Origin of the sequence: Neobacillus sp., from assembly GCF_031988165.1 — a bacterium.
GTDB classification, from domain to species: Bacteria; Bacillota; Bacilli; order Bacillales; family Cytobacillaceae; genus Neobacillus; species Neobacillus rhizosphaerae.
This window is the reverse complement of sequence record NZ_DALZYO010000061.1, coordinates 1-18,635: the sequence shown is the minus strand read 5'-3', so window position 1 is coordinate 18,635 and position 18,635 is coordinate 1. Positions and strand designations below refer to the sequence as shown.

The following is an 18,635-nucleotide window of genomic DNA, read 5'->3' as shown; positions in this document are numbered from 1 at the left end:
ACGCGCACGACTCAAAATCGTGTTCCGTGAGGAGTGTCGGTTCGACCCCGACCACCGGTATCTAGACAATCGCTTGCCAATGCGATTAAAAAAACGTTTCTTACATATTGTAAGGAACGTTTTTTTATTCAATACGATCCTTAGAAAAGATCCTTAGAAAAGATCCTTAGAAAAATATCTTGGAAATAAAATCGTGTGCGTGCTATCCTTCCATTTTATTAAAATTAGAGTAAAATTTGACAATTATTCTTCGATTTGCTGATATATTTATTATTTGCTGAGGCAGAAAGGTTCTATTTAGGCTTTGCCCCGGAAAAAGAGAGCAAAAGCCGATGTAGAAAGGTTCTAGGTAGGTGTTCGGCTAAAAAATCCAAGCAAAAGCCGAAGTAGAAGGGTCCTACGTAGGTGTTCAGCTAAAAAAGCCGAGCAAAAGCCGATGTAGAAAGGTGCTACGTAGATTTTCCCCCGAAAAAAGAGAGCAAAAGCCGAAGTAGAAGGGCTCTACGTAGGCTTTCCCCAAAAAAAGAGAGTAAAAGTCGAAGTAGAAGGGTTCTACGTAGGCATTCCCCCAAAAAATTTCAAAATACTTTAGTAATTAAAGTTAAAATTGATATAATGGCGATTGCATGTTAAAAGATAGTGAAAAAACGAGTAACTAAGTGAGGGCTTTAGTGAACCAAAAAGGAATCCACAGGAATCCACCGCGATCCAGGAAAATTCGACAAAATTCGCAAATCCTCTTGACGATAGTTAAAAAGGTGTGTATTATTGTAAAGGTCAGTTGATTCATGAAATTGTCACATATTCATCTAAATGCGGGTGTAGTTTACTGGTAAAACCTCAGCCTTCCAAGCTGATGTAGTGGGTTCGATTCCCATCACCCGCTCCATACATATTAACTAACGCAGTGTATCGTTACATAGGAGAACGATGCATTGCGTTTTTTCTATTGTTAAGGATTAAGAAATTTAAACCTTTAGCTTGAATACTGACGAGTAGAAATGACTAAACGTGCGCTTGAGCTTATATTAAAAAAAAGATGCCTTACTGGCATCCAAGAATTCGGAAGGAAGCTTCCCCTCCGTGTAATTGTATAAACATGTTCATTAAAGATTCTGTCAGCTTCCTCGCATTTTCTATATCAGTTGATGGTCTTAAATAAATGATTTGCAAGGCATTTCTAGTGTTAAAAGTTACGGGGGTTCTGTTCGAATCGACAAAAGGGCTACCAAACGGTCCATTCTGATCAGAAGAGAGGATAAGATGACTTAAGGAGTTTGTTCTCCCGTTTAATCCTATGTATTCCTCGCCATCCATTCCCACTCGTATTTCCACGGATTCTTGTAACAGATCACGGTCGTAAATTCCAATCGGTACTTGATATTGAAGAGAGAAAAAATTATTAATATCAATGGCGCTTTGAACGGACGAAAGATAATTTTGCTTTTGAACTCTTCTAAATAATGCCTCCGCAGAATGACGATACCGGTTTGGATCCTTACCAATCTTTTTAAAAACGTTCCGCCATTCTTTAATTCCAGGCTGGTCGGTAACATTTTTATTCTCTAGGTCAAAATAGATAGATTCCTGAAAAAGCTGCAGTCTTCCTCTGAGCATTTGCGGAGAAGCTCCAACGACAATATTTTTGTATTCAATAACTCCAAGCTTTAAATTAGGAATTAGCTCGATTAATTCCGATGAAAGTTGAATTTCCAACGATTCCACCTCCAAAACTAGATGAAAATAGTTTATCATAAATAAATGTGTAACCAATAATTTAAACAATCCAAGCTTCAAAATATAATTACCTCAATGAAAGGAGGTCCTGCGATATGGATATTCAAAAATTAAAGGAAGAGCTCATCTCTTATTGTAAAGAACTTGGGATAGATAAGATCGGGTTTACAACTGCTGAACCATTTACAGAATTGAAATATCGCTTAATCAGACAGCAGGAACTTGGCTATCAATCTGGATTTGAAGAACCGGACATTGAAAAAAGGGTAACGCCTTCATTATTACTTGTTGAACCTCGTTCAATCATCTCCATCGCGCTAGCCTATCCAGCCAAAATGAACGTACGTGTGGAAGGGAAAAAAGGAGAGCGAAGAGGAATATTCAGCCGGGCCTCATGGGGGCTGGACTATCATCATATTCTTAAGGACAAACTGAAGAAACTAGAAGAGTTTATAATAACAAAGGCACCGGAAGCAAAACTGAAATCAATGGTTGATACTGGGGAACTAGCTGACCGAGCAGTTGCCGAAAGAGCGGGTATTGGTTGGAGTGGGAAAAATTGCGCTATTATAACCCCGGAGTTTGGCTCCTATGTTTATATTGGTGAAATGATTACTAGCCTCCCATTTGAACCTGATACTCCGATTGAAGATCAATGTGGGTCATGTACAAAGTGTCTAGAGGCTTGTCCGACAGGTGCTTTGGTTCAAGGGGGACAAATAAATGCCCAACACTGTATTTCTTTTTTAACGCAAACGAAAGGGTTCATTCCAGATGAGTTTAGAGATAAGATCGGTAACCGTGTATACGGATGTGATTCCTGTCAAACGGCTTGTCCGCATAATAAAGGGAAGAACTTTCATTTCCATGACGAAATGGAACCAGATCCTGAAGTTGCTAAACCATTGTTAAAACCATTATTAAAATTAAGCAACCGTGAGTTTAAGAATAAATTTGGCAATGTGGCAGGTTCGTGGAGGGGGAAGAAGCCGATTCAAAGGAATGCCATCATGGCACTTGCCCATTTTAAGGATGAAACAGCAGTTCCAAATTTAATTGAGATTCTAGAGAATGAAGCAAGTCCTGTATTGAGAGGAACGGCTGCCTGGGTACTTGGAAAAATTGGTGGGGAAATGGCTTTGACCGCACTAAAAAGAGCGCAAATGCATGAAATGGATAAAGAAGTGGTTAATGAAATAGAAAAAGGAATAAATTTTTACCGTTAACAAGCTGTACTTGTTTAGAAGGCGCCTGCGCTTTTTGTTTTAAAATCTCCTTTCTTTCATATGTATGAAATGAAAGGGGGGAGGAATTTGAAAAAATCGTTTCAGGAGCTATTTGATACTAGGGTATATCAATTTGTGTCTGATAAAAGAAGTCACAAGGCATTTTTTCCGAAGGCTGAAAAAAAACAAGCAACAATGGCAAGACGGTCTGCAGAGATAGTTAAAGTCAAAGCAGCTGGCAAAATCATAGAGGAATCTGACGATGGCGAGTTTCAAACAGTCAAATACCTTGCCCATTATCAATATTTAATTAAACAAAAAGGCATGCTTTATTTGGAAGAAGAAGTGGAAGAAAGGCTGGCAAAGTTGTATCAAGAGGCATTGGTAATGGATGAGGAAATAAAGTATAAGGATTATCAGGAACCTCAGAAGCAACAATCGATACCACTCTTTGAGGAAAATGAGGAGCGGCTAAGCTATCAATATAATCGTTTAAAAGCTGTCCAATATGCAGAGCGCTGGTGGAATAGCTATAATTCTGCCTACAAAAAGTTTGAAGTGGATTGTACCAACTTCATTTCTCAATGCCTTCATATTGGCGGTGCGCCGATGAGAGGCCATCCAAACAGGGGAACAGGCTGGTGGCATCAAAATAACAATTGGAGCTATAGCTGGGCTGTGGCAAACTCCTTAAGGTCATATTTATCTAATTCTAAAAGTGGCCTACGAGCTAGGGAAGTTAGCAGTCCTGATCAGTTGTTATTGGGAGATGTTATTTGCTACGATTTTGAAGGGGACGGCCGTTTCAATCATAATACAATTGTTACTGGCAAAGATGCCAACGGGATGCCATTAGTTAATGCCCATACCTACAATAGCCGGATGAGGTACTGGGCCTATGAGGATTCTTCGGCCTATACACCGAAAATCAAATATAAGTTTTACACCATTGTTGATTGATGTTTACTCTTGGCCGATAGGAAAGATGCATGAGCAAGAGCTTCGTAGTCGGCCAGTTTTCTTTATAAGGATTAATCGGAGTGATATAATTGCTTTTTAAAGTTTTTATTCGAGGTGAAATTCGTGTCAATCCATGTAGTTTTATATCAACCACAAATTCCTTCTAATACTGGGAACATTGCCCGGACTTGTGCCGGAACTGATACCACGTTACATTTAATTCGGCCGTTAGGTTTTTCAACTGATGACAAGATGTTAAAAAGAGCTGGTTTGGATTATTGGCAATTCGTAAATATTGTCTATTATGATTCTTTAGATGAATTTTATGAAAGAAATGCTGGTGGTGAATTTTTCTATCTGACGAAATTCGGAAAAAAGCCACATAGTACATTTGATTATAGTGATCCAAGCAAAGAGTATTATTTTATTTTTGGACGGGAAACAACCGGCCTTCCAAAAGACGTTATTGAAAAGAATAAAGAAGTAAGCCTAAGGATTCCAATGAATGATAATATTCGTTCCTTAAATCTATCTAATACAGCGGCTATCCTTATTTACGAAGCATTAAGGCAGCAAGACTATTCACATTTAAAATAAACGAAAAAAGCTGCCCGAGGCAGCTTTTTTTGTATCCTTATTTACTTGATCCCTGCTTATCATTATACCCTGCAGTGAAGATTGCCGCTAAGAATGCAACCATTACTAAAATAACGATGAAAGTGTTCATTTTATGTATTGCCCCCTTCGTCATACAATTTTACACATATAGTTTTATTATAGCCTAACTTTAAAAAATGAAAAGAGTAAGATTCTTTTATCGGAGTAAAAAAGATAATTAACATCTCATCTTGGTTACGCATGTTCAAGTTCCTAAGCGCATAGAGTATATTAATCGTCTCTGATTAAGCTACAGGGGGAGGGCGCTATGGATATTTTAAAAAAAATCGAGATGTATCGAGAAGAAGAGGAGAAACTCCGCTGGGAAGGATCGTTCGCTGATTATTTACTGATGTTAAAGGAAAAGCCATGGGTAGCACAATCTGCGCATTCTCGAGTTTATAATATGATTAAGGATGCTGGCATTGAAGAAGAGAAGGGGACGAAAAGATACAACTTCTTTAGCAATCAATTATTTGGTTTAGAAGAGTCACTGGAGCGGCTAGTCGAAGAGTACTTTCATCCTGCAGCTAAAAGACTTGATGTAAGAAAGCGAATATTATTATTAATGGGTCCGGTAAGCGGAGGAAAATCAACTCTTGTCACGATGTTAAAAAGAGGTTTAGAAAGCTATTCACATAAGAATCGTGGATCTGTTTTTGCCATCAAAGGATGTCCGATGCACGAGGATCCACTACACTTAATTCCACATCATTTGCGCAAGGATTTTCATGATGAGTATGGGGTTCGGATTGAAGGCAATCTTTCACCGCTGAACATGATGCGTCTCGAACAAGAATATGGTGGTCGAATTGAGGACGTATTAGTTGAAAGAATCTTTTTCTCTGAAGATAAACGCACAGGAATTGGAACGTTTAGTCCATCCGATCCAAAATCACAGGATATTGCTGATTTAACAGGAAGTATCGATTTTTCCACGATAGCGGAATTTGGATCTGAATCAGATCCAAGGGCATATCGCTTCGATGGGGAGCTTAATAAAGCGAACCGTGGAATGATGGAGTTCCAGGAAATGTTGAAATGTGATGAGAAATTTCTTTGGCATTTGCTATCTTTAACTCAAGAGGGGAACTTTAAAGCAGGCAGGTTTGCCTTAATAAGCGCTGATGAACTCATCGTGGCCCATACGAACGAAACAGAATACCGCTCCTTTATCTCTAATAAGAAAAATGAGGCGCTCCATTCTAGAATTATTGTTATGCCGATTCCATATAACCTAAAGGCGTCACAGGAAGAAAGAATCTATGAAAAGATGATTAACGAAAGTGATGTCTCCGATGTCCACATTGCGCCGCATACGTTAAAGGTTGCCGCGATGTTTACCATTTTAACACGGTTAAAGGAACCGAAAAAAGGAGATATTGATTTACTGAAGAAAATGCGTCTCTATGACGGGGAAAACGTCGAAGGGTTTAATTCGGCAGATGTTGATGAACTGAAAAAGGAATATCCTGATGAAGGCATGAGCGGTATTGACCCACGTTATGTGATAAACCGAATTTCATCCACCATCATTAGGAAAGAAGTACCTTCTATTAATGCATTAGATGTTTTAAGATCACTTAAAGACGGGCTCGATCAGCATCCGTCAATTACAACCGAGCTTCGGGAACGCTATATGAATTATATCTCTTTGGCACGGAAAGAGTATGATAATATCGCCAAGAACGAAGTCCAAAAAGCTTTTGTCTATTCGTATGAAGAGTCTGCTAAAACATTAATGGACAATTACCTTGATAATGTGGAAGCCTATTGTAATAAAGCAAAGCTTCGTGACCCGTTAACAGGTGAGGAAATTAATCCAGATGAAAAACTAATGCGATCGATTGAGGAACAAATTGGTATTTCCGAAAACGCCAAAAAAGCCTTCAGGGAAGAGGTGCTAATCAGAATTTCAGCATTTGCCAGAAAAGGCAAACGATTTGACTATAATTCCCATGACCGCCTTCGAGAGGCCATTCAGAAGAAGCTCTTTGCTGATTTAAAAGATGTAGTTAAGATTACCACTTCATCGAAAACACCTGATGAGCAACAGTTGAAGAAAATTAACAACGTTGTCGCAAGGCTCATTGATGAACATGGCTACAACTCGACATCCGCAAATGAATTGTTGCGTTATGTTGGAAGCTTATTGAATAGATAATTAAGAGTTAGAATAGTGAGGACTGGCAGAACGAATCTGTCAGTCTCTTTTTTTCTACTTTTCCTCAAAAGGTATACTTGTCCTATTTTTTTAGGCAAAAACCCGTTTGTCGAAATTATTTGTAAATTATTTATCGTTTCTGCATAGGATAAAGTAATCTATATTTTATATAAAATTTTTCACTCGCGTTATTGTATGTCTTTGATAATAAAGTGTGCGGTTTGAATTAGATTAATTTGATAAGGAGGGGTTTACATTGTCAGTTAACAACCATCAATTTGTCATCTCGAGAGAAGATTGGTCCCTCCACCGTAAAGGCCACGATGATCAGCAGCGGCATCAGGAAAAAGTCCAGGAGGCAATTCGTAACAATCTTCCAGATCTAATTACAGAAGAAAGCATAATTATGTCTAATGGTCGAGATGTGGTAAAAATTCCGATTCGTTCATTGGACGAATATAAAATTCGTTATAATTATGACAAAAACAAACACGTGGGCCAGGGGGACGGTGACAGCCAAGTCGGTGACGTAGTAGCACGTGACGGTTCAAGTGGACAAAAAGCACCCGGTAAGGGCCAAGGAGCAGGGGATCAAGCCGGTGAGGATTATTTTGAGGCAGAAGTATCATTAATGGAGCTCGAGGAAGCATTGTTTAAGCAGTTAGAGCTACCGAATCTCAAGAAAAAAGAAGAGCAAGAACATTTGGTTGAAAACATTGAATTCAACGATATCCGAAAAACGGGTTTAATGGGAAATATTGATAAAAAACGAACGATGTTGTCTGCCTTTAAACGAAATGCGATAAGTGGAAAACCGGCATTCCATCCTATCTACAAAGATGACTTGAAATTTAAAACCTGGAATGAAATCGTTAAACCTGATTCGAAAGCTGTTGTCATTGCCATGATGGATACAAGTGGTTCCATGGGGATTTGGGAAAAATATATGGCTCGTAGCTTCTTCTTCTGGATGACCCGCTTTTTAAGAACAAAGTATGAAACGGTGGAAATTGAATTTATTGCCCACCATACTGAAGCAAAAATCGTTACAGAGGAAGACTTCTTCTCTAAAGGAGAAAGCGGTGGAACGATTTGTTCATCCGCTTACCGCAAAGCCCTTGAAATTATTGATGACAAATACAGTCCACGAAAGTTCAACATTTACCCATTCCACTTCTCAGACGGTGATAATCTTACATCCGATAATGCCCGCTGTGTGAAACTTGTAGAAGAATTAATGGAAGTATCCAATATGTTTGGCTATGGCGAGGTAAATCAATACAACCGCCATTCAACCTTAATGTCAGCCTACAAGAACATAAAGGATGAACATTTCCGCTATTATATCCTCAAACAAAAAGCAGATGTATTCCATGCAATGAAAAGCTTCTTTCAACAAGAAGAATCGACAATGTATGCATAACGAAAAACGACAGGTGACTGACACTTGTCGTTTTTTTTTCGCTATTCGTTGATAATCGCAAGATGGGATTCGTATCAAAAGCCAAGTAACATCACGTTATTCCTATAGATATAGTTGTCTATACCTATTTGGTTTTTTATTTAAAAAAGAAAAAATAATTAAAATGATGGTAATAAGAATTTACACCTATTTTTAGATGGTTATGAATGATACCAATCAAAAATTGGTATAGACAACTAGAAATAGATAATGCTAAAATATAGATATAACCAGAAAGGAAGTAATGGTGATGATTAAGCATGTTAACCCTATTTTACTTAAGGGTATCCGAGTTTATTCAGAAAAAGAAATGATTAAAAATGGATTTATTAAAATAAAGGATCAAAAAATAATAGAAATTGGTTCAATAGACGCGCTAATAGATGAAGATGAATTTGAGGTTATAGAACTTCCAGCTTACTATAAAGCGATTCCTGGCTTTATTGATGTACACATCCATGGGGTTAATGGGGCCGATACAATGGACGCTACAAAGGAAGCGCTAGACACAATGGTCACAGCCCTTCCAAAAGAGGGAACGACGAGCTTTTTAGCGACAACGATGACTCAAGAAGGAAAACAAATTGAAAATGCATTAAAGAATGTAGCGCAATATATTGAAAAGCAGCCATCCCAAGGAAAGGCTGAAATACTTGGTCTTCACCTTGAAGGACCTTTTGTAAATGCAAAACGAGCAGGGGCACAGCCTATCCAGCATATCGTCGATCCAGACCTTGCCTTGTTTAAAGAGTGGCAAACGATGACAAACGGAAATATTAAACTTGTCACTTTAGCCCCTGAACGTCCAGGTGGATTAGAAATGATTCGCTATTTAAAGGAGAATGGAATTATTGCTTCTATCGGTCATTCAGATGCGACCTATGAAGAAGTTGGTGAAGCAATTGAAGCTGGAGCTAATCACGTAACCCATCTCTTTAATCAAATGAGGGGTTTGCATCACAGGGAACCAGGTGTTGTCGGTGCAGCATTTTTACGGGATGAATTAATAGCAGAAATTATTGTGGATGGAGTGCATGTCAGACCTGAAATGGTAGAACTTGCCTACAAACAAAAACAAAGTGATGGGCTAATTTTAATTACAGATTCCATGCGGGCAAAATGCATGAAAAATGGTAAATATGATCTTGGTGGTCAAGAAGTTACCGTTCAGGATGGAAAGGCCGTTTTAGCGGATGGGACACTTGCTGGGAGCATATTAAGATTAGGACAGGCAGTAAAGAATATTGTTAATTATACAGGCTGTTCTTTGGAAAATGCAATTGAAATGGCATCAGTAAATCCCGCTAAACAGCTGAATGTTTTTGAAAGGAAAGGAAGTCTCGCCGAAGGAAAAGACGGGGACATCGTCATTCTTGATAAAAACTTGGAAGTATTCATGACATTTTGCCGCGGGGAGCTTGCCTTTAAGAAGGAGGAAAACTAAATGAAGCTTATCGAAGTAAAGGATTACCAAGAGATGAGTAAAAAAGCTGCCGAATATATTATTGACAAGGTTTGTCATCATCCAACTATTACACTCGGTTTGGCAACAGGTGGAACTCCAATTGGAACATATAAAATTTTAATTGAGGATTATCAAAAGAACGGGACGTCTTATCAGGGAGTTACTGTATTTAATTTAGATGAGTATATTGGGCTCACAGGTGAAAATAAGAATAGCTATCGCTATTTCATGAACGAACAATTGTTTAATCATATTGATATTAAAAAGGAAAATACCAATATTCCTCGTGGGGACGCTACTGATTTTCAAAAAGAATGCAATCGTTACGAAGAATTACTTACCGAACATGGCGGCATTAATCTGCAAATTCTGGGGATTGGCAATAACGGACATATTGGATTCAATGAACCAGGAACTTCCTTTAACTCCACAACTAATATTGTCAATTTAGCACCTTCAACAATTAGGGCTAATGCCAGATTTTTTAATCAACCAGAAGAAGTTCCAACAAAGGCAATTACGATGGGGATTTCTACCATTATGAAAAGTGAAGAAATACTATTGCTTGTTTCAGGTGAATCCAAAAAAGAAGCTTTGTCCAAGCTTTTTAATGAAGAAATCAATGAAAATTTTCCTGCCTCTGTTTTGAAAAAACATCCATGTGTTACAATTATTGCAGATAAAGCGGCAATTGCAGACCTAAAGGTTCACAGTTGAAATTTATCAGCGTATCTGCTGTTGCCACAGTTTAAATAGGAAGGTGTAGGAAGGAGAATGATTGATAAGAATTCCCCAATCCCCATTTACTACCAGCTCGAAGAACAAATTAAGGAACGAATTGAAAAGGGTGAGTTACTTCCTGGTGATTCTTTGCCCGCCGAAAGAGAATATGCGGAAAAATATCAAATTAGCCGCATGACTGTCAGACAGGCTTTCACCCAGCTGGTAAATGAAGGGTATTTACATCGTTTGCAAGGCAAGGGAACTTTCGTTGCAGAGCGAAAAATTGAACAACCGCTTCAAGGGTTGACTAGCTTTACAGAGGACATGAAAGCAAGAGGACTTACGCCGGGGAGTCAATTAATCCACTTTGAAATAATTCCCGCAACAACTCAGATTGCTGGGCAGCTCTCTATTCCTGAGTATGGACCCGTGTATGAAATCAAACGAATTCGCTTAGCAGATGGTGTCCCAATGGCACTAGAAACAAATTATATTTCCGCCAATCTCGTCAAAGGACTAACAGAACAGATTGTGAATCAATCTCTATATGCATACATTGAAGGAAAGTTAAACTTAAGAATTGATAGTGCATCGCAGGTCATTGAATCATCAATTGCAAGTCCTATTGAAGTAAAATATTTAAGCATCACTAAAGGGGCACCAGTAATGCTGATTCAAAGAAATACCTATCTTAAAGATGGAACCCCTGTTGAATTTGTAAAATCAGCTTATCGTGCTGACCGTTATAAATTTATGATTCAGATGAAACGGTAGTAAATTTGGAGGATATCACATGTTCGATGTTTATTTTAAAAATCTTAAGGATTTATTAGATACCATTGAAACGGAAGAAAATGAGAGCATTAATATAGCCGCAAAAAAAATAGCTCAGTGCATTCAATCGGATGGAATTGTCCATGTTTTTGGCTGCGGTCATTCCCATATGCTGGCTGAGGAACTCTTTTACCGAGCAGGCGGACTTGCCCCAATTAACCCAATCCTTATTGAGGATATTATGCTCCATAAAGGGGCTGTTCGTTCATCGCAATTCGAACAAAAAGCTGATTTTGCAGAGCAATTCTTTGGGAATTTATCCATTCAATCTGGAGATGTGGTTCTTGTTGCTTCAACCTCAGGCAGAAATCCGGTTCCTATTGATGTGGCGGACTTCGCTAAAAAACAGGGTGCTTTTGTCATAACGATTTCATCACTGCTATATACCAAAGGTGTAGATTCGAGACACAAAAGTGGAAAATTCCTTTCTCAAGCAGGGGAGCTTGCGATTGATAACCATATTAAGGTCGGCGATGCACTCATGGAGCATGAATGGTTGGACGTTTCCTTTGGCTCTGGTTCAACAGTTGTTGGAACAGCGATTGTTAATGCCATTATGGTTGACGCCATTAATATTATGGTTGAAAATAACTTTACTCCGCCAATTTTTAAAAGTAGCAATGCTGATGGGGCTGTGGAGCACAATCGTCAGATCATTCGTAAATATAAAAACAGAATCCCACTCCTTGAAAAATAATTATTTGCTTAAAAGCGTAGTAATATTATCTTTAAAGAAGCCAACAGATGTTTATAGCAGCTGTTGGTTTTTTACCATTCCCTAGGATAAGTCAAGATCGGCTCACTCCACTCACCATGTTTCCTTTATCTCAGTTAATGTGGCCGAGTCCGTAAGCAGCTAAACGGGAGGTTCTATTTTTTCTGTGGAAAAGGGGCGGAGCGCCGCAAAAATGAATCACTTTAACCAGTTAAAGTGAAATACCCATTTCACTAGACGAAAGATGTGAAGTCTAGCTCTGCTCTCACCGCCTTTATTAGGTGACTACGGCTTGTTCTCTAAATTTATTTCCATGGTTGGGTTGGGAGTTGAGGCTCATGATAGTTTTTTATGAAATACGTTAATTTCCAGTCATACTTTCTCCTGAAAAAATAAAAAATAAAAAGGCAAGAGATTTTTTTGCAAAAGGAGGAAGTTCGATTGATAAAAAAACCTGTTGGTGTCCTACTAACAGCAGCTCTGACAATGGGACTAGCTGCTTGTAATAAAAATAATATTAATGACCGTACTACGGATAGGATAGGGATGAATACAAGTACAAGAAACAACCAAATCATGGATGTTCGATACAATAATGGCATTGATCATAATGGACCGTTGACTGAGAATTATCGGAACAGGAACGTGGATGATCTAAATTTGTTTAATGATAATTATCGTCGAAATAGGAAAAAGGACGATATGATCTCAGCTTATCAAACAACGATGAACAGTGATCAATATCCGCATACAAGAGCGATGTTAATGCAGGATGCAAAATACCAATTCATTACGATTGATCCACGACAAGGTAATTGGCTCCAGTCCGGAGTTACTCAACAAGTTCCACCATATTTTCAGCAGCAAACACCGACTGCAAAAGCACCGGTACAGCATAATGTGCCACAGCAAACGACGCCACAGCAAACGGCACCACAGCAGACGGTTCCTAACCAAACTCAGCCGTTGACGCAGACAGCTCCAAAACAAACGCTGCCTGCCCCAAGTCAACCCGCAAAGACACAAACTACTGCACCGGCCACAGGAACAGTTAGTCAATATGTACAACAAGTCATCAATTTAACGAATAGCGAGAGAAGTAAAAATGGCCTTCCTGCATTAAAAGCAGACACTCAGTTAAACGGTGTTGCTCAAAAGAAAGCGCTCGATATGCAGCAAAACCATTATTTTTCACATACAAGTCCTACTTATGGCTCACCGTTTGACATGATGAGAGATTTTGGGGTGACCTATAAATCTGCAGGTGAAAATATTGCACAAGGACAGCGGACGCCACAAGAAGTTGTTACTGCTTGGATGAACAGTGAAGGACACCGAAAAAATATTCTTAGTGCAAATTTTACACATATTGGGGTTGGATTTGAAGATACAGGGAAACATTGGTCACAAATGTTTATTGGCAAATAAAGTCAGATGAATTTTTAATGAAATCTGCCAGAAATCAAAGAACCGACGGAGGATTCCATTCTTCTTCCATCGGTTCTTTTTTATTGCACTTTTAATATGGACGCAATGGTTGGAAATTCAAATTGAATAATCGTTCCATACCCAACTTCACTTTCGACGTCAATCATTCCATCCATCGCACGGACAATACTATAAACTACCATCATTCCAAGACCAGTACCGTTTTTCCCTTTTGTCGAATAAAAAGGCTCACCAAGTCGTTCGAGTTGTTCTCTCGTCATCCCTATTCCTGAGTCCTTCACTGTAATGGTAATATAGTTCTGATTATATTCTGTGGAGATGGTTAAATACCCTCCATGCGGCATAGCTTCAATTGCATTTTTCATTACATTGATAAAACATTGATGAAAATTCTGCGTGTCTCCTTTTATAAAACCAATGATTGAAAAATCTGTTACAATCTCCACTGAATTTTGATTTGCTAAGGGCTGGAGGAGATTAATAATTTGTCTCAATTCACTCTTTACATTAATCTCCTCTGACAACGCTATTGAGGGTTTTATAAATGTTAAATAATCTTGAATTACCCTTTCAGCAGAATGCAGTTCTTCCTTTACAATAGACAGGTATTCTTTTCTTTTTTGTCTGGAGAGATAATCATCCTCGAGCAGCTGAACAAAGCCAATTGCGGCAGTGAGCGGGTTTCGAATCTCATGAGAAATGGCTGCTCCCATTTGTTCAACTGCTTTTAATTTTTCTGATTTAATTAGCTGCTGCCTTATTTTATTATTTCTTTTATATATTTCTATTAAATAGGAAATGATGCTAATTCCTAGTGCAGGGATTATTAAGTAAGCTAACCAGGCATCCAGCCAGTTGGTGGGGGTATTGTTTAACTTCATCCCGAAAACCGTAAGTATTCCAAGCGCCATACCATTACAAACTGAAATTAGTATTCTCTGTAACGGAGCTTGTTTCCAAAACCAAGGATATAACCGCCAAACGACCAGTGCGAATGAACCATAAAGAATGATTGTCTGGTAAAAGCCCAAATTGACTCCATAAAAGAATCTTATGATAATGGTTGCTAATACAAGCATCGGGCCAACCCCAAAATAGAAGCCGCCAATGACCAAGGGAATAATCCGTAAATCATACCTAGCATAAGAAATCGGATTATAGGAGAATTGAATGCAGATCCATATGATGACGAAAAAAAATATTACAATCGAGGTTTTAGGCAGGGTAAACGTTTTATTCCTTTCGAAAAATATGAAACAAAAAAATAATAGAATAATTAATATAGAGAGATTTAAGAAAAGGTGTTGAGTAATTTCCATTATCTTCACCGTCCATAGGGGGGTTAGGAAAATTTTACATGTATTTTCCACAAGATACAACAAAATTTGCTTAATAGTTTGAAAAAAAAGAATAGTTGTGGAAATAAGACAAAAAAGGTCAGGAGGGATTAGTCCATGTTAATCCTTCCTGACCTTTATTGACTGATGGAGATAGAATTTCTGCCTTTTGTTTTTGATAAATAAAGAGCTGAATCAGCCATTTTAATTAACTCCTGGGATTTAGAAGATGGAGTCGGAATCAAAGAGGCCAGTCCAATACTTAAGGTGACAAAATCAGCAATTTCCGAGCTGCTATGAGGAATCTTAAGTGACCTTATCGTCTCTTGAATCTGATGGGCAAGCTTAATTCCTTCCTCTATATTGGAAGCAGGCAGGATGATGGCAAATTCTTCGCCGCCATAACGGCAAAGTGTATATCCAAGGGCTTCTGTAATTATTTTTTTAATGGCTTGAGCAATCGATTGTAAGCAAAAGTCTCCTGTTAAGTGTCCGTATGTATCATTGAACTTTTTAAAGTAGTCAATATCGAACATCAGTAAGGTGATCGGTGATTTGGCTGAAAACGAGTTTAACCATTCTTTTGCAAGTGTTTCATCAAAATATCTTCTATTGGCGATGCCTGTTAAACCATCCATATAGGATAAACGATTTAGTAACTCATTGGCTTCTTGTAATTTTTGTTCTGTTAGCTTTCGATCGGTAATATTTCGCGAAACAATAATGACTTTTTTGCTTCCATATTCTTGAAAATGAACACTCTTTAGTGTTGATTCAATCCAAACATAGTCCCCCAATTTTGAACGATAGCGGTAAGTGGATTCAGCTACTCCTTTATGGAGTGCTCTTTCAAACATTTCATTCGTTCGCTCAATATCATCGGGATGAATAAAATATTCCATTTTTTTGCCGAGCAGTTCAGGGTATTCAAAATGAATGATCTCTTTTACTGCTGGTGAAATGTAAATATATTCAGTCCTTTCATTGTGCATGGTTATCATATCACTCGAATATTCAGCAATTAATCGAAACCGTTCTTCTGTTTCTTTTAATTTGATAACACTGTGCTTCAATTGATTGTGTGCATCGTTTGAATCGACGACAAACACAAAAAAATGATAGGCGATAAAACCGCCAATTAATGAAATAAGATAATGGATAGTTAAAATATGTTTAAGGATTTCTTTATCGTCAATTATCATTATGAACATGATGGATATAATGAACAGTCCACAAAGATTCATTAAAAAAGTTTTTAAAGCACGATTAAAGTGTAGCAGTGAAATCCCACCACATGTGATTCCAATTAAAAGGGAACCAAGAGATGGAAGTAAAGATGTTTCACTAAAGCCTGAAAGGACAATCCTTCCTATCGCAATAAGGACAGCTGAAATCATTGCCGGGACATATCCGCCAAAAGCGGCTGCGATTACTATCGCCAAGTGGCGCAAATCGGCGATGCTCCTTGAGTCCACTTGAATGCTAAAAGACATTAAAATGTTTCCAAGAATTCCAAAACAAAGTCCCCAATATATTCTAGTTGCTAAGGGGGATGAAAATTGCAATGGTTTATCTTTAAATATCAATCCCAACATTGAGAAGGAAGCGATTAATAGTGTGGCATTTGAGACAAAATCTTTTACCATAATTATTCTCCTGGAATGAACTTGAGCAGCTATAGCAGTATAATATTTCCTATGAATTAAATCTCATACTTTCCAAGTATACAATAAATTTGATATATATGACAAAACACATTTTAATACAATTAAAGCTCCCTGTTTGAAGGAAGCCTTGGTTACCTCAATATTGAACAAAAGGTGAAGTTCTTGAACATTAAGGACTGAAATAGATGATGGGGAAAATTAAGTGGATGGTTTACCCAATTTAGCAATAAATAGAGTCAGCCAAGGAGTGATTTCTCTCCTTAAGTTAGGGCATAATAAAACGAATTCTTGGTGTTTACAAAGAAAAAAGCAAGAAAATTACTTTCGGATTTTTCAATTATTCCGGTTTTTAGGTGTTAGGAGAAAAAATATACCATTCCTTTCACCTATCTTCAAGACGTAACCGTTGTTAGGTACTGGTTGGTAAGGTACACTACTTTGTAGAGACCTCAGAAGATACGAGGTTAAAGTAAGTCTTCCGAATGAATGAGGGAAGTTATTATTGCAGCGGCAGATGATTGGAAAAGCTACCTGTATGGAATTCCTAAGTTAATCTACTATGGATAAGCTTTTTCACTTACTAAACATGAAAAAAGAAAGAGGGAATGAGAAATGTCTAAACAACAAATTGGTGTAATAGGTTTGGCTGTTATGGGAAAAAACCTTGCACTAAATATTGAAAGCCGAGGCTATTCTGTGGCTGTCTTCAACCGTTCATATGATAAAACAGAAGCATTTTTAAAGAATGAAGCAGCTGGAAAAAACTTTGTTGGTGCTAAAGAGGTTGAAGAATTTGTGAATTCTTTAGAAAAGCCAAGAAAAATCTTATTAATGGTAAAAGCAGGCTCGGCAACAGATGCTACGATCGAATCATTAAAGCCTTATCTTGAAGAAGGTGATATTCTTATCGATGGTGGAAATACGTTCTTTCAAGATACGATTAGGCGGAATAAGGAATTAGAAACAGCTGGGTTCCATTTTATCGGGACTGGCGTATCTGGTGGGGAAGAGGGGGCTCTTAATGGTCCTTCGATCATGCCTGGAGGAAAAAGGGAAGCATACGATCTTGTTCACCCCATCCTAGAGGCGATATCAGCAAAGGTGAACGGTGATGCTTGTTGTACATATATCGGGCCAAATGGTGCAGGTCATTATGTAAAAATGGTTCATAACGGAATTGAATATGGTGATATGCAATTAATCTCAGAGGCATATTTTATCTTGAAAAATAGTCTGGGCTTAGGTGCGGAGGAGCTTCATAAAGTATTCTCAGAATGGAATAAAGGTGAATTAGACAGCTATTTAATTGAAATTACTGCAGATATTTTTACCAAAACAGATGAAGAAACAGGAAAGCCGCTGGTTGATGTGATTTTAGATACTGCAGGCCAAAAAGGAACCGGCAAGTGGACAAGCCAAAATGCTTTAGATTTAGGTGTACCGCTGCCGCTCATTACAGAATCTGTATTTGCCCGCTTTATCTCAGCTATGAAAGATGAACGTGTGAAGGCCAGCAAGGTGCTGAAAGGGCCAGATATAAAGCCGTTTGATGGGAATAAAGAAGAGTTAATTGAAGCAATCCGTAAAGCCTTGTATATGAGTAAAATTTGTTCCTACGCACAAGGGTTTGCGCAAATGCGTGCAGCATCAGAAGCATACGATTGGAATCTTCGTTACGGTGATATAGCGATGATTTTCCGCGGCGGATGTATCATTCGTGCACAGTTCTTGCAAAAAATTAAAGATGCCTATGATCGTGATCCTGAATTAGCCAACCTTTTATTAGACCCTTACTTTCAAGAAATTGTTGAAAGCTATCAAAGTGCATTACGTCAGGTTCTAGCCGTAGCAATTGAACGTGGAATTCCAGTACCTTCATTTGCAAGTGCCATCGCTTACTATGACAGCTACCGTTCGGAAACACTCCCGGCAAATCTTCTACAGGCACAGCGCGATTATTTTGGTGCCCATACTTATCAACGAACCGATAAGGAAGGAGTCTTCCATACAAACTGGATGGAATAAAGTGAAACCTAAAACAAAGACAGCCCAACCTATTAAATGCATGGGGTGCCTCTGTTTTGGTCTATATTGATAGTGATTTTACTTAAAAAGCTTTAAGAATAAAATAATTAGAATGCAAAAAAGTTGCTGCTAGAATTCTCTAAGCAGCAACTTTTATATTTGTATAGGAAATTATAAAATAATTTAGTGTTGATAACTTGAAATAGTTATCTGA

14 protein-coding genes and 1 tRNA gene are annotated in these 18,635 nt (G+C 38.1%); 12 read left to right on the top strand and 3 right to left on the bottom strand.

Features of this window, described 5'->3' with window-relative positions; all coding sequences use genetic code 11:
- Nucleotides 1-815 precede the first annotated feature (815 nt).
- Nucleotides 816-889: transfer RNA gene (locus RTR43_RS24115), tRNA-Gly, on the top strand.
- Nucleotides 890-1,044: 155 nt separating this feature from the next.
- On the opposite strand, the gene RTR43_RS24110 is transcribed toward RTR43_RS24115, so the two are convergent.
- Nucleotides 1,045-1,716 (bottom strand): B3/B4 domain-containing protein, encoded by a 672-nt coding sequence (locus tag RTR43_RS24110; protein ID WP_312476269.1) that lies wholly within the window; start codon nt 1,714-1,716, stop codon nt 1,045-1,047.
- Nucleotides 1,717-1,832: 116 nt separating this feature from the next.
- Here RTR43_RS24110 and queG point away from each other — a divergent pair, with 116 nt between their 5' ends.
- The 10 genes from queG (at nt 1,833) to RTR43_RS24060 (ending at nt 13,371) form a co-directional block, all read left to right on the top strand.
- Nucleotides 1,833-2,963 carry a tRNA epoxyqueuosine(34) reductase QueG gene (gene queG, locus RTR43_RS24105; RefSeq protein ID WP_312476267.1) on the top strand — a complete coding sequence of 377 codons (1,131 nt, stop codon included), beginning with the start codon at nt 1,833-1,835 and terminating at the stop codon, nt 2,961-2,963.
- Between the two features lie 87 nt (nt 2,964-3,050).
- Nucleotides 3,051-3,923, top strand: a complete 873-nt coding sequence (locus RTR43_RS24100) for an amidase domain-containing protein (protein WP_312476265.1) — start codon at nt 3,051-3,053, stop codon at nt 3,921-3,923.
- A gap of 123 nt (nt 3,924-4,046) precedes the next feature.
- Nucleotides 4,047-4,520, top strand: a complete 474-nt coding sequence (gene trmL / locus RTR43_RS24095; protein ID WP_248734002.1) for a tRNA (uridine(34)/cytosine(34)/5-carboxymethylaminomethyluridine(34)-2'-O)-methyltransferase TrmL — start codon at nt 4,047-4,049, stop codon at nt 4,518-4,520.
- Between the two features lie 328 nt (nt 4,521-4,848).
- Nucleotides 4,849-6,744 carry a PrkA family serine protein kinase gene (locus tag RTR43_RS24090; RefSeq protein ID WP_312476262.1) on the top strand — a complete coding sequence of 632 codons (1,896 nt, stop codon included), beginning with the start codon at nt 4,849-4,851 and terminating at the stop codon, nt 6,742-6,744.
- Between the two features lie 256 nt (nt 6,745-7,000).
- Nucleotides 7,001-8,167 carry a sporulation protein YhbH gene (gene yhbH / locus RTR43_RS24085; RefSeq protein WP_312476260.1) on the top strand — a complete coding sequence of 389 codons (1,167 nt, stop codon included), beginning with the start codon at nt 7,001-7,003 and terminating at the stop codon, nt 8,165-8,167.
- A gap of 289 nt (nt 8,168-8,456) precedes the next feature.
- The gene (gene nagA, locus RTR43_RS24080) at nt 8,457-9,650 is read left to right on the top strand and encodes an N-acetylglucosamine-6-phosphate deacetylase (protein ID WP_312476258.1); all 1,194 of its coding nucleotides are present in this window, start codon (nt 8,457-8,459) and stop codon (nt 9,648-9,650) included.
- Nucleotides 9,651-10,388: a glucosamine-6-phosphate deaminase gene (nagB, locus tag RTR43_RS24075; protein WP_312476255.1), complete on the top strand. Its 738-nt coding sequence runs from the start codon at nt 9,651-9,653 to the stop codon at nt 10,386-10,388.
- A gap of 57 nt (nt 10,389-10,445) precedes the next feature.
- Complete coding sequence (locus RTR43_RS24070; protein WP_312476252.1) at nt 10,446-11,168, top strand: GntR family transcriptional regulator; 723 nt, start codon at nt 10,446-10,448, stop codon at nt 11,166-11,168.
- Nucleotides 11,169-11,187: 19 nt separating this feature from the next.
- Complete coding sequence (locus RTR43_RS24065; protein ID WP_312476250.1) at nt 11,188-11,925, top strand: SIS domain-containing protein; 738 nt, start codon at nt 11,188-11,190, stop codon at nt 11,923-11,925.
- A gap of 459 nt (nt 11,926-12,384) precedes the next feature.
- A complete protein-coding gene (locus tag RTR43_RS24060; protein ID WP_396954621.1) occupies nt 12,385-13,371 on the top strand; it encodes a CAP domain-containing protein in 987 nt (328 codons plus the stop codon).
- Between the two features lie 80 nt (nt 13,372-13,451).
- On the opposite strand, the gene RTR43_RS24055 is transcribed toward RTR43_RS24060, so the two are convergent.
- Together RTR43_RS24055 and RTR43_RS24050 are read right to left on the bottom strand one after the other, a co-directional pair.
- Nucleotides 13,452-14,471, bottom strand: coding sequence for an ATP-binding protein (locus RTR43_RS24055; protein ID WP_312476248.1), 1,020 nt, complete (start codon nt 14,469-14,471; stop codon nt 13,452-13,454).
- A gap of 395 nt (nt 14,472-14,866) precedes the next feature.
- Nucleotides 14,867-16,375, bottom strand: coding sequence for a diguanylate cyclase domain-containing protein (locus RTR43_RS24050; protein WP_312476246.1), 1,509 nt, complete (start codon nt 16,373-16,375; stop codon nt 14,867-14,869).
- A gap of 633 nt (nt 16,376-17,008) precedes the next feature.
- On the opposite strand from RTR43_RS24050, the gene gndA reads away from it, so the two are divergent.
- Nucleotides 17,009-18,421, top strand: coding sequence for an NADP-dependent phosphogluconate dehydrogenase (gene gndA / locus RTR43_RS24045; RefSeq protein ID WP_312476243.1), 1,413 nt, complete (start codon nt 17,009-17,011; stop codon nt 18,419-18,421).
- Nucleotides 18,422-18,635 lie beyond the last annotated feature (214 nt).